The following is a 26518-nucleotide window of genomic DNA, read 5'->3' as shown; positions in this document are numbered from 1 at the left end:
CCCGGGGATCAGGGAGGCGTCTGGGTCTTGGAGTCGGGCGAGCTGTACAGGCGCGAACTCGGCGTGCTCGGTGCCGGACGGTATTGCGGCAGCGGCGACACGCCCGTGCCCGGTCGCCCACCGCCACCACCGCCCACCACCGGCGGTGGGGGGCGGCCACCGCCACCCCAGCCCGGGCGCACCGCCGGGTAGCCGGGACGCACGCCGGGATAGTAGGGACGGTCGTAGTACCTGCGGTCGTAGTAACGGCGGCCGCCGCTGTAGTAGCCGTCGATGTACACCGGGGTCGGCGAGACCACCACGGGATCGGAATAGTAGGGCCCGTCGGAGTAGTACCCGCCCGAGTAGTACGGGTCACCCGGCACGGCCACGCAGCCGCTGAGCAGCGCGACGCCGCCCACGACGGCGGCCATGCCGATAGCGCGAATCTTTTGCATAGTGACTCCTTTGTCAACTTTGGTCTCAACGCCTGCTTGTAACCCTTGCCGACTGCCCGGATGTGAAGTCAGGTAACGATCGGTAAGCGCCTGGCGGCGAGACCCTTCCTACGCCGCTGCGTCTCGCTCCGGCGGCCCGTGGGCAATGATCTCCAGCATGCGCGCCTCGTCGATCACCTCCACGCCGATCTCGCGCGCCTTGTCGAGCTTGCTGCCGGCTTCCTCGCCGGCCACCAGGTAGCTGGTCTTCTTGCTGACCGAACCGGCGACCTTGGCGCCCGCCGCTTCCAGTTTGTCCTTCGCTTCGTCACGGCTGAGCGTAGGAAGGGTGCCGGTGATGACGAAGGTCAGGCCCGCCAGCGGCTTGGGCGCGCGGGCCGCGGGCTCGCCCTCCTCCCAGGTCAGTCCGCAGGCGCGCAGCTGTTCGACCACCTCGCGGTTGTGCGGCTGGTCGAAGAAGGTGCGCAGGCTCTGCGCGACGACCGGGCCGACGTCGTTCACCTCGAGCAGCTCTTCCTCGGTCGCGTCCATGATCGCGTCGAGCTTGCCGAAATGCTTGGCCAGGTCCTTCGCGGTGCTCTCGCCCACATGCCGGATGCCGAGCCCGAACAGGAAGCGCGGCAGCGTGGTCTTCTTCGAGGCTTCGAGCGCCGCGACCAGGTTCGCGGCCGATTTCTCGGCCATGCGATCCAGGCCGGCCAGCGTGGCGAAGCCGAGCCTGTAGAGGTCGGGCAAGGTGCGGATCAGGTTGGCGTCGACGAGCTGCTCGACGAGCTTGTCGCCGAGCCCGTCGATGTCGACCGCGCGTCGCGCCGCGAAATGCAGGATCGCCTCCTTGCGCTGTGCGGCGCAGAAGAGCCCGCCGGTGCAGCGGTAGTCGACCTCGCCCTCCTCGCGCAGCGCTTCCGAGCCGCAGACCGGGCACTTGTGCGGCATGGTGAACAGCGGGCCGCGCTCGCCCTCGGGCCTGGCCAGGCTGTCGGGCACCACGCCGACCACCTCGGGGATCACGTCGCCCGCGCGGCGCACGATCACCGTGTCGCCGACGCGCACGTCCTTGCGGCGCGCCTCGTCCTCGTTGTGCAGCGTGGCGTTGGTCACGGTCACGCCGCCGACGAACACCGGCGCCAGCTTGGCGACCGGCGTGAGCTTGCCGGTGCGCCCCACCTGCACCTCGATGCCGAGCACTTCGGTCATCTGCTCCTGCGCCGGGTACTTGTGCGCCACGGCCCAGCGCGGCTCGCGCGAGACGAAGCCGAGCTGGCGTTGCAGCTCGATGCTGTCGACCTTGTAGACCACGCCGTCGATGTCGTAGGGCAAGGCATCGCGCTGGCGGCCGATGTTCTCGTGGAAGGCGATGAGTTCGATCGCGCCCCGCGCCCGCGCCGTCTGCGTGGCGACCGGGAAACCCCAGGCGTGGAACTGCTGCAGCCAGTCGAACTGGGTCGCGAACGCCGGTCCGCCCTCGCTCGCGGGCGTGACCTCGCCCAGGCCGTAGGCAAAGAAGCTCAGCGGCCGCGCCGCGGCGATCGCGGGATCGAGCTGGCGCACCGCGCCGGCCGCGGCATTGCGCGGATTGACGAACACCTTCTCGTTCTTCTGGCCGGCCGCGATCTTCTCGCGCTGGCGCTCGTTGAGCGCCTCGAAGTCGGCGCGCTTCATGTAGACCTCGCCGCGCACCTCGACCACGGGCGGCGCGCTGCCGGCGAGCCGCAGCGGGATCTCGCGCACGGTGCGGATGTTCTGCGTGACGTCCTCGCCCACCTCGCCGTCGCCGCGGGTCGCGGCCTGCACCAGCACGCCGTTCTCGTAGCGCAGGTTCATCGCGAGGCCGTCGAACTTGAGTTCGCAGACGTACTCGACCTGCGGCGCGTCCTCGGCCAGGCCAAGTTCGCGGCGCACGCGCGCGTCGAAGGCGCTCGCGCCGCCCGGGCTGATGTCGGTCTCGGTGCGGATGGACAGCATCGGCACCTTGTGGCGCACCTTGGCAAAGCCCTCGAGCACCTTGCCGCCGACGCGCTGGGTGGGCGAATCAGGGGTGCGCAGCTCGGGAAACTCGGTCTCTATCGCCTGCAGCCGCTGGAACATCCGGTCGTATTCGGCATCCGGCAGCTCGGGGGCGTCGAGCACGTAGTAGAGATGGGCGTGGTGGTGGAGCGCCTGGCTCAATGCGGCGGCTTCGCGTGCCGCCTGTTCGCGCGTCGTCATGGGGTGTGTCCCGCCTCAGCTGAAAAGGCGCCGCGCCAAAGGCGAACCGGCGGCGAGGTCGCGCGACTCGAGCGTGTCGTAGAGCTGCTCGAGGTCGGCGCCGATCACGTCCATGGTTTCCTCGCGCAGCAGCTGGCCGTCGCTGTCGGTCACCACGCCGTCCATCTCGCGCGCGAGCGTGGCCGCGGCCTCGCGCATGCGGCGGAACGGCTGCTCGGCACGGTCCACCTGGGGCACGTCGAGGCTCAGGCTGAGCTCGCGGATGGCCGACTGCGCCGGATCGTCGGCCAGCGCGGCCTGGGTGTCGAACGAAAGCCCGAGGATCGGCGGCAGCCCCGCCTCGCTCGTGGGCAGCACCATGCGCCCTGGAATGATGCCGGCCACGAAGCCGAGCCGCGCGGCGTTCTGCTGCACGTAGCCCGGGCTCCAGGCCGCATGCAGCGCGCGCAGCACGAAGCCGAGCTGCGCGTCGTGCGCGCTCGCGAACTGGTCGAGCTCGCGCGCGCGGGCCACCTCGTCGAGCATCTCGGGAATCTCGAGCGCGCCGTTGAGCGCATCGGCAAAGGCCTGCGCCTTGACGACGAACTCCGAATATTCGATCTCGTTGAGCGCGCCGGTGCGGTTGGCCAGCTGCACGCCGACCTGGAACGCGCTGTAGCGCTGGCCGGCAACCGGGGGCTCCCACTGGCCGGTGTGCTCGTTCAGGCCCTCGATGGCCACCGGCTTGCTGCCCGCGCGGCGCGTGGGCGGCATGGCGGCGATCGCGGCATCGCCCGAGGCCAGGCCTTCGAGCGAGACGGAGGCGATCACGTCGATCAGCGGATCGAGCCCGCCGCGGCGTTCGGCCACGGGCACCGGCATGGCGCTCGGCGGCGGCAGGTCGGGGTCGAACAGCGGCTCGTGGCGCTCATGGTTCGGCACCTGGTGCGGGTCGACGTGCAGCACCGGCTCCAGCTCGCCCGCGCCGGCACGCCGCTGCTCGGCGTCGGGCGCATCAGCGCCTGACGCGTCGGGCTGGCGCGGCGCGTGGCGGCGCGAGGTGATGGTGTTGTAGGCAACGACGGCCGCGAGAACGAGGCCGCCGAGGATGGCCAGGGCGAGAGTGAGGTTGCTCATGCGCTGCCCGGCTCAAGCAGCTTCGACCATCGACACGGCCGCTTCCATGTCGACCGCCACGATGCGCGAGACGCCCTGCTCCTGCATGGTCACGCCGATCAGCTGTTCGGCCATCTCCATCGCGATCTTGTTGTGGCTGATGAAGAGGAACTGGGTTTCGCGGCTCATGGCGGTCACGAGTTTGGCATAGCGCTCGGTGTTGGCGTCGTCGAGCGGCGCGTCCACCTCGTCGAGCAGGCAGAAGGGCGCGGGGTTGAGCTGGAAGATCGCGAACACGAGCGCGATCGCCGTGAGCGCCTTTTCCCCGCCCGAGAGCAGGTGGATGGTCTGGTTCTTCTTGCCGGGCGGCTGCGCCATCACCTGCACGCCCGAATCGAGGATCTCGTCGCCGGTCATCATGAGCTTGGCGTTGCCGCCGCCGAAGAGCTCGGGGAACATGCGGCTGAAGTGCTCGTTGACGATCTTGAAGGTGCCGCCGAGCAGGTCGCGCGTCTCCGCGTCGATCTTGCGGATGGCGTCTTCCAGCGTGCCGATGGCTTCGTTCAGGTCGGTCGACTGGGCATCGAGGAAGGTCTTGCGCTCGCGCGCCACGGCGAGCTCGTCGAGCGCCGCGAGGTTGACGGCGCCCAGTGCCACGACTTCGCGGTTCAGGCGGTCGATCTCGCCCTGCAGGCCGGTGAGGCGGACCTTGTCGGCCTCGATCGACTGCGCGACGGCTTCGAGGTCGGCGCCGGCATCGTCGAGCAGTTGCTGGTACTGCTCCACGCCGAGCCGCGCGGCCTGCTCCTTGAGCTGGAACTCGGTGATGCGCTGGCGCAGCGGATCGAGTTCGCGCTCGAGCTGGAGCCGGCGCTCGTCGCTCGCGCGCAGCTTGAGCGTGAGGTCGTCGTACTGGCTGCGCGCCGCGCCGAGCGCGCCCTCGCGTTCGAGCTTGAGCGCGAGCGCGTCCTGCAGTCCGGCCTGCGCCGCCGCGTCGGAAAGGCGGCCGAGTTCGGCGCGGGCGCGCTCTTCCTCGTCGGTGAGCGCGACGATCTGCTGCGCGGCGGTCTCGATCGCGCGGTTGAGTTCGGCGCGGCGCGCTTCGAGCGTGCGTTGCGAGAAGGTGGCCTCCTGCGCCTGGCGCTCGAGGCTGCGGTGCTGCTCGCGGCTCGCGGTCAGCGCGCGGCCGGCCTCGATCACGCGCTCGTCGAGCTGGGCGTGGCGCTCCTGGCTGTCGGCGAGCTGCATGTCGAGCTCTTCGAAGCGGCCTTCGGCGGCCATGCGCTTTTCCTGCAGTTCCTCGAGCTGGGCATCGACTTCGGCCAGGTCGGCGGCGAGCTGCTCGCTGCGCGCGCGCGTCTGCTCGGCGAGCTGCGTCATGCGCAGCGTCTCGACCTGCAGCCCATGGGCGCGCGATTGCGTTTCGGCCGCTTCGCGCCGTGCGCTGACGAGGCGCTGCGCCGCATCGGCATAGGCGGCTTCGGCGCGGACCAGCGCGGTGCGCGCCTCTTCGCTGATGAGCGTCTGCGCACGCAGCTGGCGCTCGAGGTTTTCCATTTCCTGCTGGCGCGCCAGCAGGCCGGCCTGCTCGGAGTCGGGGGCGTAGAAGTTCACGCTGTGCGAGAACACCGCGTGGCCGCTCTGCACGTAGATGACTTCGCCGGGCTGCAGGGTGCCGCGCTGGGCGAGCGCCTCCTCGAAGCTCTGCGCGGTGTAGCAGCCGCGCAGCCAGTCGGTCAGCAGGCCCTGCAGGCCCGCGTCGTTGAGGCGCAGCAGGCTCGACAGGCGGGGCAACGTGGTCCCGGCCTCCGGGGGTGCACCGGCCGTGGGCGGGCTGTAGAACGCCAGCTTGGCGGGCGGTGCGTCGTTGCCGAAGGCGCGCACCATGTCGAGCCGGCTGACCTCGAGCGCGCCGAGGCGTTCGCGCAAGGCGGCTTCGAGGGCGTTCTCCCAGCCCTGCTCGATGTGGATGCGGCTCCAGAGGCCCTGCAGGCCTTCGAGGCCGTGCTTGGCGAGCCAGGGCGCGAGCTTGCCGTCGGTCTTGACGCGCTCCTGCAGCGCACGCAGCGCCTCGAGCCGCGCCGACAGTTCCGCATGGCGCGCACCCTCGGTGTTGACCGCCTGCTGCTTGGCGCGGCGATCCTCGTCGAGCTGCGGCACCGATTCCTGCAGTTCGTGCAGGCGGGCCTCGGCCTCGCTCGCGGCTTCCGCGGCCGCCGCGTGCTCTTCCTGCATGGCCTGCAGGCGGGCCTCGTCGGGTGCGGCCAGCGCGTTCTGGTCGGCGCGCAGGCGCTCGCCGCGCTGCGTGAGCTGGCGGGTCTGGTCCTCGATGTTGCGCTGGTCGGCGGCCAGCACCTGGATCTGCTGCTGGATCTGCACCACGGCCGCGCGCTGCGCGTTGGCCTCGTCCTGGGCGCGCTGCTGCGCCTCTTCGAGCTCGGGCATGCGCGCGTCGTGCTCTTCGAGCTGCGCGGCCAGCAGCACGGCCTGCTCCTCGGCATCGACGCCCTGCCCGGCCAGGGTCTCGATCTCGGCTTCGGCGTCGGCGCGGCGGGTGTCCCACTGGCCGATCTGTTCGCGCAGCTGCACCAGGCGCTGCTCCACGCGCTGGCGGCCTTCGACCACGAAGCGGATCTCGCCCTCGAGGCGGCCGACCTCGGCGCTGGCCTCGTAGAGCCGGCCCTGCGCCTGGTTGACCTGGTCGCCGGCGGCGTAGTGGGCCTGGCGCACCGTCTCGAGCTCGGACTCGACGCGGCGCAGGTCGGCCGTGCGCGATTCGAGGTCGTTGATGGCGCGTTCGGACTCGGCCTTGATCTTCGCTTGGTCGGCGTCGCTCTCGCTGCGCTTCAGGAACCACAGCTGGTGCTGCTTCTTCGTGGCCTCGCCCTGCAGCGTGTTGTAGCGCGCCGCCACCTCGGCCTGCTTCTCGAGCTTTTCGAGGTTCGCGTTGAGCTCGCGAAGGATGTCCTCGACCCGCGTGAGGTTCTCGCGCGTGTCGCCGAGGCGGTTCTCGGTCTCGCGGCGGCGCTCCTTGTACTTCGAGACGCCGGCGGCTTCTTCGAGGAACAGGCGCAGTTCCTCGGGTTTGGATTCGATGATCCGGCTGATCGTGCCCTGGCCGATGATGGCGTAGGCGCGCGGGCCGAGGCCGGTGCCCAGGAACACGTCCTGCACGTCGCGGCGGCGCACCGGCTGGTTGTTGATGTAGTAGCTGCTGGTGCCGTCGCGCGTGAGCACGCGCCGCACGGCGATCTCGGCGAACTGGTTCCACTGGCCGCCGGCGCGGTGGTCGGCGTTGTCGAACACCAGTTCCACGCTCGAACGGCTGGCCTGCTTGCGGGTGGTCGTGCCGTTGAAGATCACGTCCTGCATCGACTCGCCGCGCAGTTCCGACGCCCGCGACTCGCCCAGCACCCAGCGCACCGCATCCATGATGTTCGACTTGCCGCAACCGTTGGGCCCGACAACGCCGACCAGTTGGCCCGGCAGCAGGAAGTTGGTGGGTTCGGCGAACGACTTGAAGCCCGAAAGCTTGATGGAATTGAGACGCACGACTTGTCGGCCTGCCCTGACGCAGCGCCAAGGTGTTGATTTGTAAGGAAAATTGCACGCGGCCCGCCGCTCGAGGCAGGCCGCCGCCCCAGCCGTGGATGATAACGTCAGGGCATGAGCGAATCCCTCCTTTCAACCTTCGCGGCGCGGCGCGCCTGTCTGCTGGCGGGCGCGGCGTCGTTGCTGGGCCTGGGCGGTTGCGCGGCGACGCGCTCCACCGAGCGCGCCGAGCCCTACAGCAACCAGGAATGGCTGCAGTCCAGCGCCAACCGCATCGCGAACCTGTCGCTGCGCGACAACCTGCAGTCGATCCGGCGCGTGCAGACCACGCTCTACCGCCGCAACCCCCGCGAATGGCGCAAATCGGCCGCGAGCATGGAGGCGGCCGCCCAGCGCGCCTGGGATGCGGTGATGACCGGCCCCGCCCTGCCCGAACTGCGCGGCGCCACCGGCATCGAGGCGATCCGCCTGGCCTTCGACACCGGGCCCCAGGGCTACCAGGGCGACCGGGTGGCGGCGCTCGTCGTCGGCTGGGCCACGATGCTCAAGCAGGCCAACGGCGACACCTGGGACCAGACCATGCTCGACGGCATCAATGCGGAGAACAGCTACCGCGCCGCGCGCAACTTCGAGATCTCGCTCTGGCTCATCGCCTCCAAGACCGGCCCCGACGGCCAGCCGCTGCTGCTGGCCACCGAGATCAGCGAGCGCGGACGCAACCTCGTGGCCGACCGCGAGCTCTCGAAGGTGGTGGCGCGGCTCGACCTGCTGGCAGCGCAGGCCGACGAGAAATACCGGCGCGCGGCGCTCGACTTCGGACAGAACTGGGTCATGGGGGTCGTGATGCCCTTCTTCACGCTGGTGCCGCGATAGGCACTCCGGCCCGCGGGGCATTTGGAAACATATTTCCGATTTCGCGATTCCCGGTAATATCTTTCTGTGACCAAGCAGGAACTCATCACCGCCCTCTCCGCCCGCCGTGACGCCACCGGGCTCAGCCACGCGGCGCTCGCGCAGCGCTCGGGGCTGACCGAGCGCTCGGTGCGCAATGCGCTGAGCCTGAGGGGCAATCCGCAGCTGTCGTCGCTGCTGGCGCTGGTGGATGCGCTGGGGCTCGAACTGCAGCTCGCGCCCAAGGGCTTTGGCGCACCGGCCGAAGCCGACACCGGCTACCGACCCGTGCCGACGCGCGTCGGCACGGCGGTCGGCCGGGCGGAGGCGGCCCCCGCCGCTGCGCCGGCTTCTTCTTCGTCCTCCACGGTCTCGTCGTCGACGAAGCGTTCGCCATGAACGTCAAGATCCTCGAGATCTCGCTCGGCGCACGCCGCTTCGGCAAGCTCTTCCAGTACGCCGACCTGTGCCGCTTCGTCGCGGAGCCCGAGCTCGTCGCCAACCCGCCGCCCGAAGTGCTGTCGCTCTCGATGGTCGCGAGCGATGCCTCGACCCAGTCGGCCTTGTGGAGCGACGTGAAGAACCCGCTGTTCAATGCCCAGGGCGGCCAGTTGCCTCCCTTCTTCCAGAACCTGCTGCCCGAAGGCGTGCTGCGCAGCCACATCGCGCAGCTGCGCGGCTGCCGCGACAACGATCACTTCGAACTGCTGGCGGCCTGCGGCGGCGACCTGCCCGGCGCCGTGAGCGCGCGGCCGGTCTCGGTCGACCGCGGCACGCTGCAGCGGCTCATCACCCAGGACCAAGATGCGCTGGAAATGTCGGTGGTCGAACTGCCGATGCCGCAGGGCATCTCGGTCTCGGGCGTGCAACCCAAGCTCGGCCTGCGCCGGCAGGGCGGGCGCTACGTGGCCCGCACGCGCGCCGGCGCGAGCACGCGCGTGATCGCCAAGCTCCCGATGGTCGGGCGGCCGCACATGCCGCAGCTGGAGATGCTGTCGCTGCAACTCGCGGGCGCGGCTGGCGTCGAGGTCTGCCACGCCGAACTCGCGCCGCTGTCGGCGATCGCGGCCGAACACAGTTATGCGCTGCCCGACGAGCCCGAATTCCTGGCCGTCACGCGCTTCGACCGCGACGGCGCGCGCCGCATCCACTTCGAGGATTTCGCGCAGGTGCTCGCGATCGATCCGATGCACAAGTACGGCGCCAGCTACCTCGACATGGCGCTCGCGATGCGCGCCTTCCCGTCCCTCGGCGAAGAAGCCGTCCTCGAACTGCTGCGCCGCCTGGCCGTGAACGACCTGCTCGGCAATCCCGACGCGCACCTGAAGAACTTCGGCATCCTCTACCCCGACGGCATCGCCCCGCGCCTGGCCCCGGCCTACGACATCGTCGCCTACGCCGCGCTCCAAGGCGTCGAGGGCCACGCACTGCCGCTGCTGCCCGGCGGTTCGTCACCCAAGCGCACTGCCTTGTTCACGCCCGCGAACATGCGCGCCTTCTGCTTCTCCGCCGGGCTGCACGAGCCGCTGGCGCGCCGCGTGATCGCGGAGACTGCGCGGCGCGCACGGGATGCGTGGCCCGAGATGATCGCGGGGTCGGCGTTGCCTTCGGCGTGGAAGAAGAGGCTTCTACAGCGCCTGGAGGCGCATGGGCTGGTGCGGGGGATGGTGAAGCGGGGGAAGTAGGCGGGCGAGTGAGTGGAAGGCCGGACAAAGACTGCTACAGGCTGCGCAAGGTGGGCTTCGGCGGCCTGGGCAGGATGCGTTTGCGGGGCGGGCCCGCCGGCGGCAGTTCGGGCGGCAAGGCGTCGATCTCTTCGTCCGTGAGTTCGCGCGCCGGCGCCGCCTCGGGTTCAGGCACCGGCTCGGCGGGAACGATCGGCGTGAGCAGCAGTTCAGGAGGACGGGCCGAGGCGGACGACGGGGCACTCGGCGGTGGCGCGTCGGGCGGCCGCGGGCGCGGCGGCGGCGCGTGCTCGGTGCGCTGGCGCTCCGGGCCGCACAGGGGTGCTGCGGCGATCGCTCGCAGGATCGCCTGCAGGTCCGCCGCGTGGTGTTCCTCGCTCTGGGCGGCCAACGCGGCCTGACCCGCGAGCCAGCGCGACTGGTATTCGGACCGGACCTGTTCCTGCACCATCTGCTGTGTCGCCAGCAGTTCCAGCTTGTCGTCGATCAGCTGCTGCAGCAGTTGCGGCATCTGCTGCAACGCGAGTTCGGCCTCGGTCCGTGCTTCGAGCGCCTGTCGCAGGCGCGCGATCTCTCCGGGCTCGGAATGCCGATCGGGCGCAGGCGCATTGCCGCGCCACTGCGCCTGCAGCCATGCGCCGAGCCGGCCACGGCCGACCTGCCAGGCGAGCACCAAACCGCCGACCGTGCCCGTCAGGGCGGCACCGAAACACGCCAGGCCAAAGATCAGAAGTTCGTTCATGCGGCACCCCGCTCGTCACCTTCGTCGCTATCCCATCGGCGCAGCAGATCCAGCGGGATCGCATCGGCCACTTGCGAGAAGCGCTTGCCGACCATGCGCTCCGCCTGCTTCAACAGCACGGCGACGGGGCTGCTGGGTTCGTGCGATTCGAACCACTGACGGGTGGAACGGATGGCCAGCTGCACCTCGGAGCGCGTGCCGCCAGGCACTGCGCGCAGTGGAACGTCCGGCCAGCCGGCACCGACACCAGGGTCCGCCGAAGAATCTGCCGCGGCGCCGGAACCCGCTTGCTGCCCCTGCGGGGCGAGGAACAGCTCCAGCACCCGGCGCAGCGGCCGCAGCGACGGTGCATCGTCGCCAAGCTGTTCCCTCGTCCAGTCGTCGATGGCACGCAGGTGCCCTGCCGCCTGCGCGAGGCACTGAACGGGCGCCAGCGGATCGCCCTCCGCGGCCGCGCGCAATGCCACCAGTTGCTGCGTCACGGCTACCGGGTCCGATGCATCCGCCGGGCGGGGTATCGCAAACGCACGCTCCACGTCGTGCACGGTGAGCCGCAAGGCGGTGCTTGCCGACACCACGAGGTCGCCCACGTCGCCGAGCAGCCCCTCGGGATCGACCAGCCCCGCGATGGCATTGGCGCGCACGGCCGGGTCGCGCTCGCCTTCGATCACGATCTGCGGATGCACTTGGTCGGGCCAGGTCTGCAGCACCGCGCCCATCGTGCCCAGCATCTGCGCGAGGCCTGCCGCCTGACCCTGCCGCGTGCGCGCCCGGCACAGCCACACCAGCAGGTTGATGTCCTTGGTGCGCAGCAGCAGGCGCTGGCAGTCGCGTTCGATCTCGGCCCAGTTCAGCGCCTCGGGCGCACCGACGAAGCTGCCGTACTGCGCATCCTCGCGCGGCACCAGGCGCGCACGCAGCATGGCGAACTCGTGGTCGTATTCGAGGCTCGGACCGCAAGGTTCGACCGCGCTGATGGGAGAGAGGATGGCATTGCTGGTCATGCGCAAGGTGAGGAAGCAGAAAAGAAGAGCGAACGCCGCTCAGGCCGGCGCCGCGGCCGCCGTCGTGCGCTGGCCGATGTACTGTTCGGGCTCGAAGACCATTCCGATCGCGTAGCCGCAGGGAACATCGGCCGCCTCCGAAACAGAAGATGGGTCGACGGTGCCGGAGCCGCCGAGCCAGGTCGACCATCCGAGCCGATCGGTGTCCACGAGCCGAGCGGGGGGCGCGTTGTCGTTGCGCACGCGCAATTCCAGATCCCAGATGAACTCATAGCCGACAAAGCCGCGCACCCATTCGACGAGCAGCGGCAGGTCCTTGCCCTGCGGCGTGAAGCGCAGGTACTGCTCGAGGGTCAGCGGTCCGAGCACGAGCCGGAACTTGTTCTGCCGGTCCGGCATGACCTCACCCGCCACGGCTCCCACCCCGAGCACGCTCGACATGGAGGGCCGGTGCAGATGCGTCTGGTCTTCGGGATCGATGCGGATCCAATGCATGACGAACTCCTGCAACTGCACCGGCACCGCGAAGAAGCGGCCGAGCGTCTGCGCGAGCCCATCGGGATTGCGCGCCTCGCGTGCGAGGTGCGTCGAAGCCGCGAGCCGGGCATGCGCCGGCAGCACCGAGTCGCAGATTTCCAGCGGGTCATGGCCGGTGAGCTGCGCGACGTAGCGGCTGAAGGTCTCGTCGTCGGGCCGGTCCAGCCCCGCGGCTGCCTGTGCCTGCGCCCAGGCCCGGTACATGTGCGTGAAGTAACGGTGATGGAAGATGTCGAGGAAGTCGGCGAGCGTGCCGTCGTTGAAGTTCTCGGTGCGCTCGCGGACGAGTTCGGTGTAATGCAGCGGCAACGGCCCATTGGGGCCGAGCATGCCCAGGCCATACAGCCGCACGGTCGGCAGCTCCGGGTTGTTGCCGCCGCGCACGGACGGCGCGAAGCCCGGCGATCGCACGCCCTCGCCCGCCAGCACCACTTCGGCGATCTCGCGCGGCGCGAAGGCCAGCGCGGCTGTCTGTCCGAGGCGAAAGGCCTCCTGCTGCGGACGGCCGGCCAGTCCGATGCGCGGCAGCCGCGGGTAAGCCGCACTGAAGCGCCGCATCAGCGCGATGAAGCCGAACTTCCATGGCGCCGCGCGCAGCCGCGCGAGGAAATCGGCCAGGCCCGCATCGACGGGAGCGGCTTCGCGCAACATCAGACGATGCCCCGCCCGCCCATGCGCACCGGCCACTTCGCCACGGTCCCGCGCTGCATCGAATCGAGCACGGTCTGCGTGAAAACGTTGATGCTCACGTGCCGGGCGAGGTAGTGCTCGAGGACCAGCCCGAACAGGTAAGGGCTGGTGCCCGAAAAGCCCTCCTCGTCCACGCTCAACGTGCACAGGACGCCGCGCCCGTAGATCAGCGGCCCGCCGCCGGGCAGCCGGCGCGTAACCGGCTCGACACGCGAGCCCACCAGGCTTTCGATCTGCCGGTGCTGCACCTCGTCGTCGATCGAGACGAACAGCCGCAGCATGTCGCGCAACGCCTGGGCGCCCTCGCGGTGCGGCAGGTCCGCGAGCGGCAGGTGGTTGAAGCCCAACTGACGGATGAGCCGCCATGCGATCTCGCGCTGCGCGAAAGGCGACTTGGGCGTGCTCGGCGGCCGGATTAGCCCGACGCCGGAGACCGGAATCGAATCCGCCACCGCCAGATCGGACCGGCCGTTGCGCGGCGCCAGACACGGCAGGTCGCGGTTGGTCAGCAGCGCCCGCACCGAGAGGTAGCGGATGGTGTCGGCATAGGGCGCCTCGTTCTGGTCGACCAGCGACAGGAACACCTCGGTGCCGACGTAGGGCGTCCGCGTGCCGTACTTGCGCGAGGTGTCGGACGGCAGGCGCAGTTCCCGGCGCAGCGAGAAATAGCGACCATGGTTGCCCTCGTCCTCGTTGAGCGTCTGGTAGAGCGGCCGGAAGGACATCGCGGCAGTGGTTTGCGCCTGCTGGCCGGTGATCTCCTTGACGGCGTAGACCTCGAAATCGAGCGGCCGCGAACGGTCGGGGACCAGATGGAACTCGGGTTCCGCGGTGTTGAGTTCGATGCGGTCGGTGCGCCGCTCGAAGAGGTTCGCCACCGGCGTGCAGAACAGCGCGAACTGGCCGGCATCGACCAGGCTGCCGAGCGCGCCCGGCGGCCGGGTGAGCAGGATCACGATCTCGGCTTCCTTGCCCTGTAGACGCGACAGGCCCGGTGCCAGCCCGGTGAGCGTGAAGAAATAGAAGCGCTGCGGACAGGCGAAGTACTCGTGCAACAGGTTGTGGCCGTGGAAGGTGTTCCATTCGAGCGGCAGCAGTCCCTGCCCCGGTGCCAGGCCTTCATGCGCGAGCGCGCCCTCGGTCACCACGTGCGGATGCTGCATGAGCTGGCCCGGTGCCCCCGTGAAGCTCGCCACCGCGGAGGTGTGGAGCAGCTCGAACAGATGCGATGCGATCTGCTCGCCGCCCTGCAGGTAGATCGGGAGCCGGTCGAGCCCGGCCAGCGCGGCGAAGTTGCGTTCGCCCACCATGCGCAGGCGCAGCCGCAGCGCACCAGTGACCTGCACCTGCGGCGGCAGGTAGCGTTCCAGACCCGGGATGTCGGGCGGCGCACCGGTCAGCTTGGCATCGACGATCTCGACGGGCCAGAGCGTCACGTCCTGGCTCGAGCGGAACTCGCACGGGGTTTCCTCGCCGGCCGCCACCTTGCTGTGGAACACCGTGCCGCGCGGCACCACGAAGCCGCGGGAGAAATCGCCCTCCTTCACGCTCGGATGCAGCTGCGCCACCGCCATCGACGGCGTCGGGCTCAGGTAGTTGGGATACAGCACCTCGAGCAGCCGCTGCGTGAAGCGCGGAAACTCCGCGTCTAGCTTGATCTGCATGCGCGCCGACAGGAAGCTGAAGGATTCGATCAGCCGCTCCACGTAGGGGTCGTCGATCTCGATGCCGTGCATGCCAAGCCGCCGGGCGATCTTCGGATGCGCGGCGGCGAACTCGCCCGCCGCTTCGCGCATGTAGATCAGTTCCTTGTTGTAGTAGTCGAGCAGTCTGGGGTCCATGGCACAACCTTGAGAAGAATGCGGCCTTAACGCACCGGCGGCGGCGCACCGCGCGCACCGTCAGCGAACCTCATGCGGTTGGTTTCGAGGTCGACGAAGCTCTGCACGGTGAGCTCGAGCGCATACGGCCTGAGGGCCACCATGGCGCGGATCTCGAACACCAGGACGTTGTAGGCCTGGGCGGCGTCCGCCTTCATCAAGGGGACCACGGTGACGGTCTCGGGAATGAGCCGCGGCTCGTAGTCGGTGATGGCGCGGCGGATGATCCGTTCGATGTCGCCCCACTTCCGCTCGGAGAGATAGCTCCCCGCCAGCGGCGGCACGCCGAAGTTGACGGTGGACGACGCCGTCTCCGGGTAGCGAAGCCGGTCCACCAAGTCCTCGACGTTGGTGGTGTTGAGCAGAAAGGCCAGGTCGCGCTGAATGATGTCCCGCACCTGGGCCGGCATCAGCACGTAGTCGGACGGGGCCTCGCTGGACTGGCTCGGTGCTTCGTCGCGCAGACGATCGAACAGCGTCGGCATGAGCTGCGCGTTGGCGCGTGGCGGCACCGCACCAGGCGGACGAGGCCGGCGGATGCCTGGATGAACCGGATGGAACGGCAGCGACCGGGTCGCGCCTGCAGCGACCTCGTCCGGCGCCGCCAGCTCTTCAGCGTCGGGCATCGGCTGCTCCGGTGTCCCGCGGCGCTGCGTCGGCCGGGGGATGATCGAACTCGCAGCCGCGCAGATCGAGCAGCGACAGGTCTCCCGCGTCGGTCATCCACATCTTCTGCCCCTGCGCATGCGTGCCGGTGCGCCCGACGTCGTGCCAGACCGTCTCGCGAGCAAGCAGCAAGGCGTCCCGCGGTAGCGCCCGATCGGCCGGCACGGGATAGCGCATCGGCATGTAGCCCTTGAGCGCGACACCGTCGCGCAGCACCACGTCGACCTGGCTCCAGAGGAGGTCGAGCAGCCCGACCGGCGCGTTCTTGGCCAGCGATGCGATGTCGGCGAACGGAATCCAGCGATAGGCGCCCATCAGCATCACTTCGCAGACCGGGCCGAGGCGGCTGTCGGAATCGGAAATCCAGCGGAAGCCGAGGGCGCCGGGCTCGCTTCGGCCCGGCGTTTCGGGCGCAGCCGACAGTGCGCTCTCGCGCGCGAGATCGCTGGCCTCCACCGCCGCGGCGTCGCCTGCGGCGCCGAGCCTGAGCGCGCCGGCCAGCTCCGTCATCCAGGCGGGTGGTTCAGCGCCCCCGGCGGTCACCGTGGCAGGCGCCTGCCGACCGGCGAAAACGTCCGCCCGCTGGCACTCCGCGCGGATCAGGCCGCGCAGCACATGGGCCGTGCTGTCGAAACCCCTGGAGAAGCCGGCCCAGGTCTGCAGCTGCTTGAGCGCACGCTCCCACTGTCCGAGCACGCAGAGCAGCTCGAACAGCAGCCATCGGGCGTTGGCGTCCTGCGGGCTGGCGCGCACGCCGGCTTCGGCACGCGCCAGCGAATCGGAGAGCGCCTTGGCGCGTGACCAGTCGCGGAACGACTGGCCGGTGGCTGCGGCGGGCGCCGCGGGTGTCGAGCTTGTCATGAAGAAGAATCCTTGTCGGCGCGGAAGTTGCCGATCTGCACATGGCTGTCGGGCGACAGGTCGTGGTGCTCGCGCCGGGTCAGGCTCGGCACCGCCGTCCTGCGCTCGCGCGCCAGCCGCGCCGCGAACAGGCGCAGCACGTCTTCGGCCGACGACTCCTCCAGCAGCACCGCGGGACCGAGCGGATCGATCTCGGCGATGAGCTGGTCGATGCCCTCGCGGGCCTGAAGAATGTCGCGCAGCAGGTGGTATTCGCCGGCCGCCCGGCTCAGTTCCTCGAGCGTGGGAACGCGCTCTCCGCCAGGGGCGGGCGCCGAATCCCAGTCGGCACGACCGGTCAATTGCGCGGGGTCGCGCACCACCCGCTCGAACTCGTCGTTCAGCGCGTCGAAGAGCGCCGACGGGCCCGCACGGGTGTGCTGCGGGCCGGCGTTGGCGGGGGCGTCGATGTCGATGCCACCGCCCTCACCATCGGCCAGGAGCGGTGTCAGCGGCTCGGGAGACCGCCCGGCATGCGTCGGCGGCTCTCCGAGCAGTTCGGCCAGCAGATCCTCGGCCGGCTGCGGCCCGGCGCCTTCGATGCCAAGCACGCCGAACAGGTCGTCGAGCTTGCTGCCATGGGCCGACGGGCGCTGCGCGGCGTCAGGCAGCAAGGTCGCAAGATCACGCAACTCGAAATCGACGTCGGCCAGCGGGGCCGCGTCGCCCGCCGCGCCCTGCACCACGAACCTCAGCAAGCCGACTTCCAGGGCGTCGCCGGGACGCAGATCGGCCCACTGGTGAGGCCACACGCGTTCGCCGTTGAGCGAGCAGACGACCGCGGAACTGGCGTTGAAAAACTGCCAGCGCTGAGCCTGCCATGTGATGCGGCACAGATTGGCCGCCCGCCATTGCGCATCCGGGGCCTCGCCGCCGTCGCCGCCGAGCGCGAGGGCGTCCGCCATGCCCGCGCCCGCGGCCGGGAAGACCAGCGCCCGGTCCCTGGCGCGGCCGCGGCTGCGCACCAGGCGCAACCGAAGCGCTGCCACGGGGTCATCGAGCTCGGGCTTGTTCATTCCACTTCGCTCCACAAGGCCGGGAGCCGTGCCGCCGCGTTGACATAGCCGCCCTGCGCATCCTGCTGCCAGAAGGCGCCTTCGCCGCGCGGGCCGTACAGGCAGCCGGGCCAGTCGGCCCAGGGAAAGTGGCGCACGCCTTGCAACTGCGCAGCAGAATCGCGGGCGGGCGCGGGACCGCTCAAGTCGTCCAGCACGCGTTGCATCCGCTGGAGACGCCGCTGGTCGCTCTCCGCGGCAGATGCCGGCCGGCCCAGCAACTGCGCCAGCCCGGGCGCATGCAGCTGCCAGACCCGGTAGACGCCGCGCTCCAGCGACTCGATGTCGGCGTCGACTCCCAGGCTGGCATGGCGCGCCACCACGCGCGCAAGCCAGAAGAACCAGTCGTGCGCCCGCGGGCCCCGCCGTCCGAAATGCTGCCGAAGCCAGCGCAGGTGGGCGAGCTGGTAGACGAGCAGTGCGTGCGACCTGCCCACCTTGTCCGTCGTCGGCACGATCACCCCGACCACGAAGCGCGACCGCGCGAAGCCCAGCGTCCCGGGCGGCAGCACGAAGCTCGCGGGGAGCGACGCCTCCGGCCCGATGCCGCCCGGACGGCCTTGCTGCGCGAGCCAGGCCTGCCAGCCCTCGCTTTCGCCGTGGCGCACGTGACTGCGCACGAAGTCCGCATGCCCGGCCAGCTTGCCCCAGATGGCGGGCGGCGTGATCAGGCGGGAAGCGACGAGCCGTTGCAGCATGCGTCTCGCACCGTTCAGATCGCCGCGCTCGGGCAGCGAAAGCCCTTGAGCACGTCGCTGTTGAGCGGATTGGGCTGGCTGCCCGCGCTGATGTCCAGCAAGGCCTTGCGGCCGTCGAAGAGGTACTCGACGTTCACGCGGCCCGATGTCGCGGTGCTCACGATGCGGCCCTTGTCGAGCAGCCGGAAAAGTGCCCAGGGCCCGGTCGTCCGCACCGTCGAGGTCGCCCCCGACACCTTGGGATTCGCGATGAGCTCTGTCATGGAGCCGCCGCGCTGGCCCGGCCAGTTGACCGTGAAGCTCTGCACGGGGCCGTGAATGTAGCGCTGCCCCTGCCCGTCGATGTCGATCACCAAGTCGGTGATGGTCGGATCGAGTTCGAGCACTTTCATTTCCATCGTCCATGACGGCTTCTTGTTTCCGGCGTCCCGAAAGAACAGCTCGCGGATCTTCTGCGCGCGGTAGAAGGCTTCGAGGTTCGGGCCGCCTTGCGCGAGCAGCTTGAGCAGCTCGCCGAGCAATGTCGGCCCCGTGGTGGCCGGTGCTGGCGCGACGCCCGCGCCGACGCCTTCCGCGCCGACCATGGCGTTGGCCAGCGCCGGATTCTTGTAGCGCCAGGGACGCGCGCTGGTGTCGACCAGGGGCGCCAGGTACTTGGTGAAGTACTCGTCGATCGTTCCGCCCGCGGCGAAGACCTGGGTGAAATCTTCGATGGCGACATCCTGCGCAACAGCAGCGAACGGATAGCGGCCTTCGATGCCGCGCTTGCAGCCTTCGGCCACTTGCGCCGACATCAGTCCCATGAGGCGATCGAACTGCAAGCGCGCCTGCTTGCGGAGGATTTCGGTCGAGCCCTGCACCACCTTGTCGCTGCCGCTGGCGGCAAGCGCGCTCAACACCTCGCGAAAGGGCGCCGGCAACTTGCCGGCCTCCAGCTTCAGGCGCATGCCCACCTCCCCGCCACCGGGCGGCAGGCTGTTCGCCGTGAGCGCCGTGTCGGCCACCACGAGCAGGGTGTAGAACTCGTTGATCAGCCCCGAGATCGCCTCCAGGCCGGGCTTCGCACCACCCGCCGCGGCCGGCGTCGCGGTGCCGAGGCCCGCATCGGGCTGCCCGGTCACGACTTCGCGCAGCGCGGCGAAACGGTCGTCGACGAGTTGCTTCTCCATCCGCTCCTCGCTCCGGATGCCGAAGTTCCTTCCGATCTCGCGGGTCTGCTTGGCGAGGCCTTCGGAGGCCTTGTCCAGCAGGCTCTTCTCCTCCTGCGCCCGCGCGACGAGCGGACGGGACAGTGTGGTCTCGTGTGCGGCGGCGCGTGCCAGCCGGGTCAGCGGCGAGTCCGGCGCGGCGAACTGGCGCAAGACGGCAAGATCGAAACCCAGGTTGGAGCCGGGCGCCTCGATGTCCGCAGCGCGGGCTTCATGGCCTGCGCTGCCGCTGCTGACGATGCGGATTGATTCGAGGAAATCCTCCCAGTATCTGGCGTATTCGTTCAGGTATTGGCGCCGGATGTCTTCGAGCAGCGGATCGGTGCGCAGCCCCGCCGCGGCTTCGTCCAGCGCCTTCCGCGTGCGCCCCCCCATGGCCGCAGACCCGCCCAGGTCCCGGCCCATCACCCAGGCGTCGTCCTCTAGCGCACGTCCGACGAACTCGGGCAGGCGCTTGTTGAACAGCTCGTGGTAGCCGTCGTAGGTGAACAGGCCCGGCACGCCTTTCTCGAGCGGCAGTCCGCCGGCGCGCGAGAACACCGTGCCGGCCTGCGGGCCGACCGCGCGGATCAGCGTGAACTCCTGCGGCGCCTGATGGCGCATGGCCGCCTTGGCGCGCTCGTAGACGCGCTGCGTCGAGGTGTTGCTGTCGAGAAAGGCTTGAACCTCGCGCACCAGTGCCTCGTTAGGCAGCGAAGGCGACTGCACCACGCGTGCCCCCGAGAAGAGTGCGTCGACATGCCCCACCATCGAGGCGCGTCCGCCGAAAGCGGCGGCGCTGCCCGTGAGCTCCCAGTCCTTGAGCACCCACGTCTTCACGTCCATCGCGCCGCCTTCCTGCGCGAAGCGCGTGCGGTCGTGCAGCAGCTTGTACACGCGCAGGGTCTCGTAGGCGCTCTTGGCATCCCGGTCCTTGACGCTCTGCGCCAGCACGGCCTCCATCCGCTGCAGGATCGACGGCAGCAGCATGCGGTCCTGCAAGTGCGCATAGGTGTGCGCGGAGGCTTCGAGCACCGGCGGGATGCTGTTGAGGCCGTAACGGAAGCTCGCCGGCGGCGCGTCGAGGTCGACGCCCGGATAGGTCGGCAGCTCGCGTGCGCTGTCGAGCACGTCGGGCACGCCGACCGGCTTGAAGTCGGCGAACAGGCTGCGTACCTTGTCCGCGAGCTCCCCGGCGCGCTTGTCCACTGCGACGAGGTAGTCGCGGTTGTTTCCGAAGCTCAGCGCCAGCGCACTCGCCAGCCATAGGAAGATGACCAGCGAAAGGGTGTGGCCCATGAGGCGCAGCAGGCGAAAGCGAAACTCCCACCGCAGGTTGGGTCGCACCAGATGCGCTTCGGGAATGATCACCTTGGTCAGCAGGTGCTGCAGGAAGAAGCCCTGCTGGCCGCGCGTCGGGGAGGTGGCGATCGCCGGCACTTCGGCGCCGCGGGGGGCGGGCGCTGCGCTTGGCTGCGACCCGCCCTCCCCCGCCTGCTCGACCGTCGCGCCTTCGGCCGGCGCAGGCGCGTCGCTCTCTTTCGCCGCCGGCGTGCCCATCGGGCTGCGGCCGAGGCTGCGCCAGAGGCGCTGCACCAGCGTGCCGGGGTCCGCCGGCAGATCGACGTCAGCCTGCGCCCCGCTCGTGAAGTAGACGCCGCGCAGTGTGTGATGGAGTTGCGTGCCGTCGAAACGCGAGTCGAGGAACACTTCGTCGATCATCTGGGTCAGCGGCACCGCCAGACCGGCCACTTCCTGCGGCAACGCGAACATGCGCCGGCGACGATCGACGTCGAACTCCTCGTTGAGGCGCGACCGCAGGCCTGCGGCGAGGCGGTCCTTCAGCAGCGCCAGTTCGGTGCTTACCTTCTCGCGCAGGGCTTCGCGCTGTCCGGCAATGTCGGCGGCGCCGAGGCGCATGTTCCCCTTCAAGCCCTGGTACGGCAGCGTGAACCCCCAGGTCTGCGCACGGCCTTCGCTGGTGAGCGACTGGAAGTATTCGCAGAAGCCGCTCAGCAGGTCGAGCTTGGTGACGATCACGTACACGGGAAAGCGGATGCCGAGCTGCTCGCGCAGCTCCGCCAGCCGGTCGCGAACCCGGCCGGCGTAGGCGACGCGATCGGCCTCGCCGAGCGTCAGCAGTTCGGCCGCGTTGATCGCGACGATGGCGCCGTTGATCGGCGCACGGGTCCGGTGCTTGCGCAGCAAGCCCAGAAAACCGCGCCACTCGGCGGTGTCGGCAGTGACATTGCTGTCATGCGTGGTGTAGCGGCCCGCGGTGTCGATCAGCACGGCCTCATTGGTGAACCACCAGTCGCAGTGCATCGTTCCGCCCTGCGACTGCAACGCCATGCTCCGGGGCGCCTTCCCCATCTGGTGCGCCACCGGAAACTGCAGGCCCGAATTCAGCAGCGCGGTGGTCTTTCCCGCGCCCGGACTGCCGACGATGACGTACCACGGCAGTTCGTACAGGTAGCGCTTGCCTTCGAGGATGCGCCGCAGCCCGCCGCCGGAGCGCAGGCGCTTGAGTTGCGTGACGGCGCTCTGAACGATCTTGCCGACCGTCTTGAGCTCTTCTTTCGCAGCGTTGTCCTCCGCGGGTGGCTTGCCGAAGTTCAGGAATTTCTGCAGGAAGGCATCGTCCTGGAGCTTCTTGCGCAGCCAGAAGAGCCAGTACACCGCGCAGATCAGCAGAATCACGCCGACGACGAGCGTTCGCGTTCCCACCGACGCCAGCGGTTTGGCACTGCCCAGCGACAGCAGCGGACCCGCATGCCACACCAGAAGGCACAGCGCCACCACGCCCACGAGGCTGACCGGACCATTGACCAGCCAGAGGATGCCCGTGGTGAGCAGCAAGACGATGATCGCGACGCGCACCCCCGCGGTCGCCAGCGGGCGCAGCCCGTCGAAGGCGATCAGTGGCCCGAGGAACCAGATCACCAGCGCCAGCACCACCATGGCCGTGAAAGCCAGCATCTGGCGAGAGAAGACGAAGCCCAGGAATTGTCTGAGGTATTGCATGGAATCTCCGCGTCGGCTCAGCGCCGTTCGGCCGGGCCTGGCGACTTGGCATCAGGTGGTGCGGCGGCAGGCGCGCTCACGGTGGCGGAATAGGCGGCGGCGCCGTTCTGTATCACGACGATCTCGACACGACGGTTGCGAGACCGGCCCGCGGCCGTGGCGTTGTCCGCGATCGGCATCGTGGCGCCGCGACCCTCGACCTTGAGGCGCGCGACGGCGACGCCGTTGGCCTTGAGCACCTCGGCCACGGCATCCGCACGCTTTTCGCTCAGGACCTGGTTGTCGGGAAACTCGCGCGTCCTGATCGGCTGGTTGTCGGAGTGCCCCGTCACCTGGACGGTGCCGGACACTTCGTTGATCTCGCTGGCGGCCTTGGCGATGACGGGCAGGATCTTTGGATTGAGACGCGCACGACCGGGCACGAACATGTCGTCGCCCTTGAAGCTCACGATGCTGCGGTTCTCGTCCTCGTCGACGCTGACCGTGCCGCGCGCGATCTCCTCGCTCAGCAGTTCCTTGAGCCTCAGCGGCTTGCGCGGCGGCTTCGGCGGAGGCTGCATCGCACCGACGGCGCGAATGTGCGCCTCCACCTGCCGGCTCCGATGGAGCAGCTGGTACTTGTACCAGGAGAAAAGGGCCACCAGCGCCAGCGCGACCAGCGAGGCCGTCACCCATACCGGAATGCTGCGCAGCAGACGGAACTTGCCGGCTCCGACCCCCTTCCAGTGCGGCGAAAGATCGTGCGGCACATCGCCGCGCGCGGGCGTCAGCAGCGTGAGCAGCCGGTGGCGAATCGTTTCGAGCTGCCGGCGCGCGTTGGTGCCGCCACCATGGCTGAACCGGCCTTCGAAACCCAGTCCGAGGATGATGTACATGAGTTCGAGCAGGTCGATGTGCTCCTGCGGTGTGGCCGCAAGACGCCCCACGAGCAGAAAGAACTTGTCGCCGCCCTTGGTGTCGCCGTGGAAACGCGCAGCCAGCTGCCGGCCTGCCCAGGCGCCCGCGCCCTCCTCGCCCTTTGCACCGCCCCATGCCGTGCTGTTGGCGGCTTCATCCAGCGCTGTGCACAGCGAATAGCTCGCCGCGACCACATGCTCGTGCCGGATCTGCGCATCGCTGCACAGCGTCTGAAAACTCACGACCTCCCGCTCCAGCAGGCGGCTCATCACCTTGATGCAGTCCTCGCCCTCGAGGTCCGCAGGCATGTCCGCCAGCGCGCGCAGCAGCGGCTGCGCCGCCTCGAGCAGCGGGTTCTCTGCCGCCTTGACGGCAGCCAGGCGCGCCTGCATCGATGGCTCGGCTGCCAGCTGCATGCCCTTGGGCAGATCGTCGCTCACCGGCGCGGCCTTGGGTGGCGGCGCGGAGACGGGCGGGTCGTTCTCTTCGTGGAACGGGGCTGAATGTTGGTACGCCATGCGGATCTGCCGTTTTCAAAAAGAATCGTGGAGTGCGTGGTGAACGGAAGGCGGTCGGAACGGCTCACGGGGCCAGGCTCAGTGCCTCGTCCCACTCGCTCTCGGAGTTGTCGCTGACGATTTCATCGAAGCTGCTGTTCTGCACGTGCGTCTTCTTCGTGCGGCAATCGACCATCCGCCAGCGACCTGTTCCTTGGGAGTCGTCGATCAGCACCACGGCCGCGAGCGGCGTCCCATGCCGGGCCTGACGCCCCGCGACGAAAGTCATGTTGTCGAAGCTGCATCGATCGATGACCAGCTTCGTGCCGCCCACCAATACCTCGCCCGCGCCCGAGCACTGGCGGAAGACGGTCTCACCGGTGCTCCCGATGCCTTCGTGGCTCTCCGGCGCGGCGCCGCCACCGGAGAAACGGCAGCGCTCGAACAGCACACCCTTGCTGCCGTCGCCGCCGCTGACGATGGAGCGTCCGACCGACTGGCAGTGGCTGAAGGTGACCTGCGTCATCACGCCGAAGTCGTGTTCAGGCGCCAGGAACCGGCAGTCGATGAATTTGCAGTCCCTTGTCGCCGAGAGCCGGATGTTCCCCTTGCCGGCAAAGACGCACCCGGTGAAGGTGAGATTGACCCATGCGACGCCTGCGAACTCGCCAGGCGTCATGTCGGCACCCGAGATGGTCATCGAAGCTGCGCTGTTGTCGAGCAGCCGGGCGTGTTCCTTCTGCATGCTCGTGATGGGGGTGCTCATGCTGCGCGCTCCCTCAGTGACCCGATTGGCATCTTCATTTTTCGCGGACGCCCCACAGTTCCATGCGCAGGCCCGGGAACTCGCTCGCCACGTGCAGTGCGAGGCCGCCGTGCTTGGCCATGTGCTCCCAGAGCGGACCGCGCTGGTCGAGCTGGAAATAGACGAATCCGGCGTTGAAGGGAATCTGGCGCGGCGGCACCGGGAGGCTCTGCAGTGGAATGCCGGGCAGATGCGAGCGGATGAGTTCGGGCAGCCGATCGCTCGGCCCCACCTTGCAGCGCGCGGGAAACTGGGTCGCCAGCTGGTCGGGCGGCGTGTGCGCCGTCACGGCGAACACCAGGCTCGCAAAGCCCTGCAGTTCCGACGGGTCCACGCTCGCCACACGAACGCCATTGGCACGGCTGGCCAGTGGAATGTTCTGCGCGCTGCGCACCAGCACATCGTTCAGCAGGGCCTGGACGTCGGCCACCAGGTCCTTGAACGACAGATAGGGATCGACGTGCTGGTACGCGGGGTACTGGCCGGGCCTGCGCATGCTCGGGCGCACGAAGGTGGCCAGTTCGCCGCTCAGCGTTCGCAGCAGCGTGTAGAGCGCCTCGGGAGCGGTTTCCGCAACACGCAGCCGGTGCTCGAGCAAGGGCTCATACCGATTGAGGATCTGAAGCAGCAGGAAGTCCGACACTTCGGCGGCTTCGCTCGACTTGCCGTCATTGCCGGTCAGCCGGCCGGCGAGGGACTCCGCACGCAGGCGGCACAGGCCGTGCAGGTTGGTGATCCAGTCGGACAGCAGACTGCTGGCGCCGTAGCCGGACACTGGCGGGATCAGCCGGGCATCGAGCGCAATGCTTCCGTCGGAGCGCAGCGTCGTCACCTTGGTCAACGGCAGACCGATCCAGGCATCGGTCAGTTCACGCTGCGGCAGCAGCCGAAGCCTCAGCCGCGACAACTGGACCGTCTTGGGGCCCTGGCCGATCGAGTTCGCATCACGCAGCTCGGTGTCGAAGACTCCGAAGCGCGCCAGCGACGCGTGGCTTGCCGCCGATTCGTCGAAGGTGGTTTCCTCGCCGTTCGGCGTTCGAATGGGCACGGCGAGATAGATGATCTGTTCGAGGTGCTCCGGCCGGATCGTGAGCGGCGCGGGTGGAGGCGCCTGCCCGGGAACCTCGAACGGGGTGCCGTCGGCAAAGGTGCCCGCGGCGCTCGCCAGCACCACCTTGCCCAACGACAGCGATTCCGCGTCGATGGCGTAGTGGCTGAAGCCCCAGAAAAAGGGGCCGAGGGCGGCCGCGCGCTTGTGCGCGAGGTGCTCCAGATAGCGTTCCTGCTGCTGGAACAGCTGCGGACGCAGAAAGAGCCCTTCGCTCCATGCAACCTTGTTGTACCAACTCATGTATAGATTTCCGGGGACTGACGAACGGCCTCTGCGCACCGAAGCGCGCCAGCCCCGGGCCGTCGCTCGATCGAGCGAGCGACGGCCCGGAGCCGAAAAGACAAGAGGAAGACGAAGAGCGAATCGCTCGCTCAGGATTCCTTGTTGCCCTTGATGTCGTAGCCCGCGGTGACGGCGCCGCCGCTGCCGCCTTGTGCGTTCTGGACCGCGTACTCCTGCTTGATCTTCGAGAACGAGAGGCGCACGCGCTCCTTCACGCGCAGTTCGTCGGCGTTCGCGCCGAAGGGCTCCACGTAGGTGATGATCACGTCGGTGAACGTGAACTTCAGGTACTCGAGCGGGTTGCCACCCGCCTTGCGCACCGTCAGCTTGGCCTCCGCCACGTGCTTTCCGGTCAGGCAGTACTTCATGAGATTCGGGCTTGCGCGGTCCACGTAATGCTCGAACTCCAGGTCTTCGACCGTGGCCTTGCCCGCACCGCCGCCGGAGCCGGCGTGCATGGTGGACTCCTGCAAGGCCTTCCAGTGGAACGAGAGAACCTCGATCTCGTTCTTGTGTGCTGCGTCGAGCGACTCGCCTTCGATCCCGGCGATCTTCAGAAAAATATCTTGAGACATGAAAACTCCCTGAAAACTTTTGATGTGATGAACTGATTTAACGGATGCGCGGGCGCGGTGGCGACCACGCCAGACCCATCGGCAGCGTCTGCGCGCTGCT

At 69.0% G+C, this 26518-nt stretch carries 20 protein-coding genes; 3 read left to right on the top strand and 17 right to left on the bottom strand.

Annotated elements, in window-relative coordinates; translation table 11 throughout:
• Positions 1-8: 8 nt before the first annotated feature.
• The 4 genes from M2165_RS20705 to smc form a co-directional block, all read right to left on the bottom strand.
• A complete protein-coding gene (locus M2165_RS20705; RefSeq protein WP_280816461.1) occupies positions 9-365 on the bottom strand; it encodes a hypothetical protein in 357 nt (118 codons plus the stop codon).
• Between the two features lie 180 nt (positions 366-545).
• Positions 546-2645 (bottom strand): NAD-dependent DNA ligase LigA, encoded by a 2100-nt coding sequence (ligA, locus tag M2165_RS20700; RefSeq protein WP_280816460.1) that lies wholly within the window; start codon positions 2643-2645, stop codon positions 546-548.
• Positions 2646-2660: 15 nt separating this feature from the next.
• Positions 2661-3761: a cell division protein ZipA C-terminal FtsZ-binding domain-containing protein gene (locus M2165_RS20695; protein ID WP_280816459.1), complete on the bottom strand. Its 1101-nt coding sequence runs from the start codon at positions 3759-3761 to the stop codon at positions 2661-2663.
• 12 nt (positions 3762-3773) lie between these two features.
• Positions 3774-7292 (bottom strand): chromosome segregation protein SMC, encoded by a 3519-nt coding sequence (gene smc, locus M2165_RS20690; protein WP_280816458.1) that lies wholly within the window; start codon positions 7290-7292, stop codon positions 3774-3776.
• A 114-nt stretch (positions 7293-7406) separates the two neighbouring features.
• On the opposite strand from smc, the gene M2165_RS20685 reads away from it, so the two are divergent.
• From M2165_RS20685 to M2165_RS20675, 3 genes are all read left to right on the top strand, one after another.
• Positions 7407-8165, top strand: coding sequence for a hypothetical protein (locus M2165_RS20685; protein ID WP_280816457.1), 759 nt, complete (start codon positions 7407-7409; stop codon positions 8163-8165).
• 66 nt (positions 8166-8231) lie between these two features.
• Positions 8232-8582 (top strand): helix-turn-helix domain-containing protein, encoded by a 351-nt coding sequence (locus tag M2165_RS20680; RefSeq protein ID WP_280816456.1) that lies wholly within the window; start codon positions 8232-8234, stop codon positions 8580-8582.
• The gene (locus M2165_RS20675; protein WP_280816455.1) at positions 8579-9868 is read left to right on the top strand and encodes a type II toxin-antitoxin system HipA family toxin; all 1290 of its coding nucleotides are present in this window, start codon (positions 8579-8581) and stop codon (positions 9866-9868) included. Before M2165_RS20680 ends, M2165_RS20675 begins: the two co-directional genes overlap by 4 nt.
• 34 nt (positions 9869-9902) lie before the next feature.
• Here the strand turns inward: M2165_RS20675 and M2165_RS20670 are convergent, their stop codons facing one another.
• The 13 genes from M2165_RS20670 to M2165_RS20610 all read right to left on the bottom strand — a co-directional run bounded on the left by M2165_RS20670 (position 9903) and on the right by M2165_RS20610 (position 26418).
• Positions 9903-10610: a hypothetical protein gene (locus M2165_RS20670; protein WP_280816454.1), complete on the bottom strand. Its 708-nt coding sequence runs from the start codon at positions 10608-10610 to the stop codon at positions 9903-9905.
• Positions 10607-11614 carry a type VI secretion system ImpA family N-terminal domain-containing protein gene (locus M2165_RS20665; protein ID WP_280817590.1) on the bottom strand — a complete coding sequence of 336 codons (1008 nt, stop codon included), beginning with the start codon at positions 11612-11614 and terminating at the stop codon, positions 10607-10609. The genes M2165_RS20670 and M2165_RS20665 overlap by 4 nt, the downstream gene beginning before the upstream one ends.
• Before the next feature lie 39 nt (positions 11615-11653).
• Positions 11654-12802 (bottom strand): type VI secretion system baseplate subunit TssG, encoded by a 1149-nt coding sequence (tssG, locus tag M2165_RS20660; RefSeq protein WP_280817589.1) that lies wholly within the window; start codon positions 12800-12802, stop codon positions 11654-11656.
• Positions 12802-14682, bottom strand: coding sequence for a type VI secretion system baseplate subunit TssF (gene tssF, locus M2165_RS20655; RefSeq protein WP_280816453.1), 1881 nt, complete (start codon positions 14680-14682; stop codon positions 12802-12804). Before tssF ends, tssG begins: the two co-directional genes overlap by 1 nt.
• A gap of 26 nt (positions 14683-14708) precedes the next feature.
• Complete coding sequence (tssE, locus tag M2165_RS20650; RefSeq protein ID WP_280817588.1) at positions 14709-15206, bottom strand: type VI secretion system baseplate subunit TssE; 498 nt, start codon at positions 15204-15206, stop codon at positions 14709-14711.
• A 127-nt stretch (positions 15207-15333) separates the two neighbouring features.
• Entirely contained in the window at positions 15334-16248 is a 915-nt protein-coding gene (locus M2165_RS20645) for a type VI secretion system accessory protein TagJ (protein WP_280816452.1), read from the bottom strand.
• Positions 16245-17303: a TagK domain-containing protein gene (locus tag M2165_RS20640; RefSeq protein WP_280816451.1), complete on the bottom strand. Its 1059-nt coding sequence runs from the start codon at positions 17301-17303 to the stop codon at positions 16245-16247. The genes M2165_RS20645 and M2165_RS20640 overlap by 4 nt, the downstream gene beginning before the upstream one ends.
• Entirely contained in the window at positions 17300-18040 is a 741-nt protein-coding gene (locus M2165_RS20635) for a TagF domain-containing protein (RefSeq protein WP_280816450.1), read from the bottom strand. Before M2165_RS20635 ends, M2165_RS20640 begins: the two co-directional genes overlap by 4 nt.
• Positions 18041-18054: 14 nt before the next feature.
• Complete coding sequence (gene tssM, locus M2165_RS20630; RefSeq protein WP_280816449.1) at positions 18055-22251, bottom strand: type VI secretion system membrane subunit TssM; 4197 nt, start codon at positions 22249-22251, stop codon at positions 18055-18057.
• A gap of 17 nt (positions 22252-22268) precedes the next feature.
• Positions 22269-23588 (bottom strand): type VI secretion system protein TssL, long form, encoded by a 1320-nt coding sequence (gene tssL / locus M2165_RS20625; RefSeq protein WP_280816448.1) that lies wholly within the window; start codon positions 23586-23588, stop codon positions 22269-22271.
• Between the two features lie 142 nt (positions 23589-23730).
• Positions 23731-24411, bottom strand: coding sequence for a hypothetical protein (locus tag M2165_RS20620; RefSeq protein WP_280816447.1), 681 nt, complete (start codon positions 24409-24411; stop codon positions 23731-23733).
• A gap of 34 nt (positions 24412-24445) precedes the next feature.
• Complete coding sequence (tssK, locus tag M2165_RS20615) at positions 24446-25801, bottom strand: type VI secretion system baseplate subunit TssK (RefSeq protein WP_280816446.1); 1356 nt, start codon at positions 25799-25801, stop codon at positions 24446-24448.
• Between the two features lie 131 nt (positions 25802-25932).
• Positions 25933-26418: a type VI secretion system tube protein Hcp gene (locus M2165_RS20610; RefSeq protein ID WP_280816445.1), complete on the bottom strand. Its 486-nt coding sequence runs from the start codon at positions 26416-26418 to the stop codon at positions 25933-25935.
• Positions 26419-26518: the final 100 nt, after the last annotated feature.

The organism is Variovorax sp. TBS-050B, assembly GCF_029893635.1.
Lineage (GTDB): Bacteria > Pseudomonadota > Gammaproteobacteria > Burkholderiales > Burkholderiaceae_C > Variovorax.
This window is presented reverse-complemented; position numbering and strand designations above follow the sequence as displayed.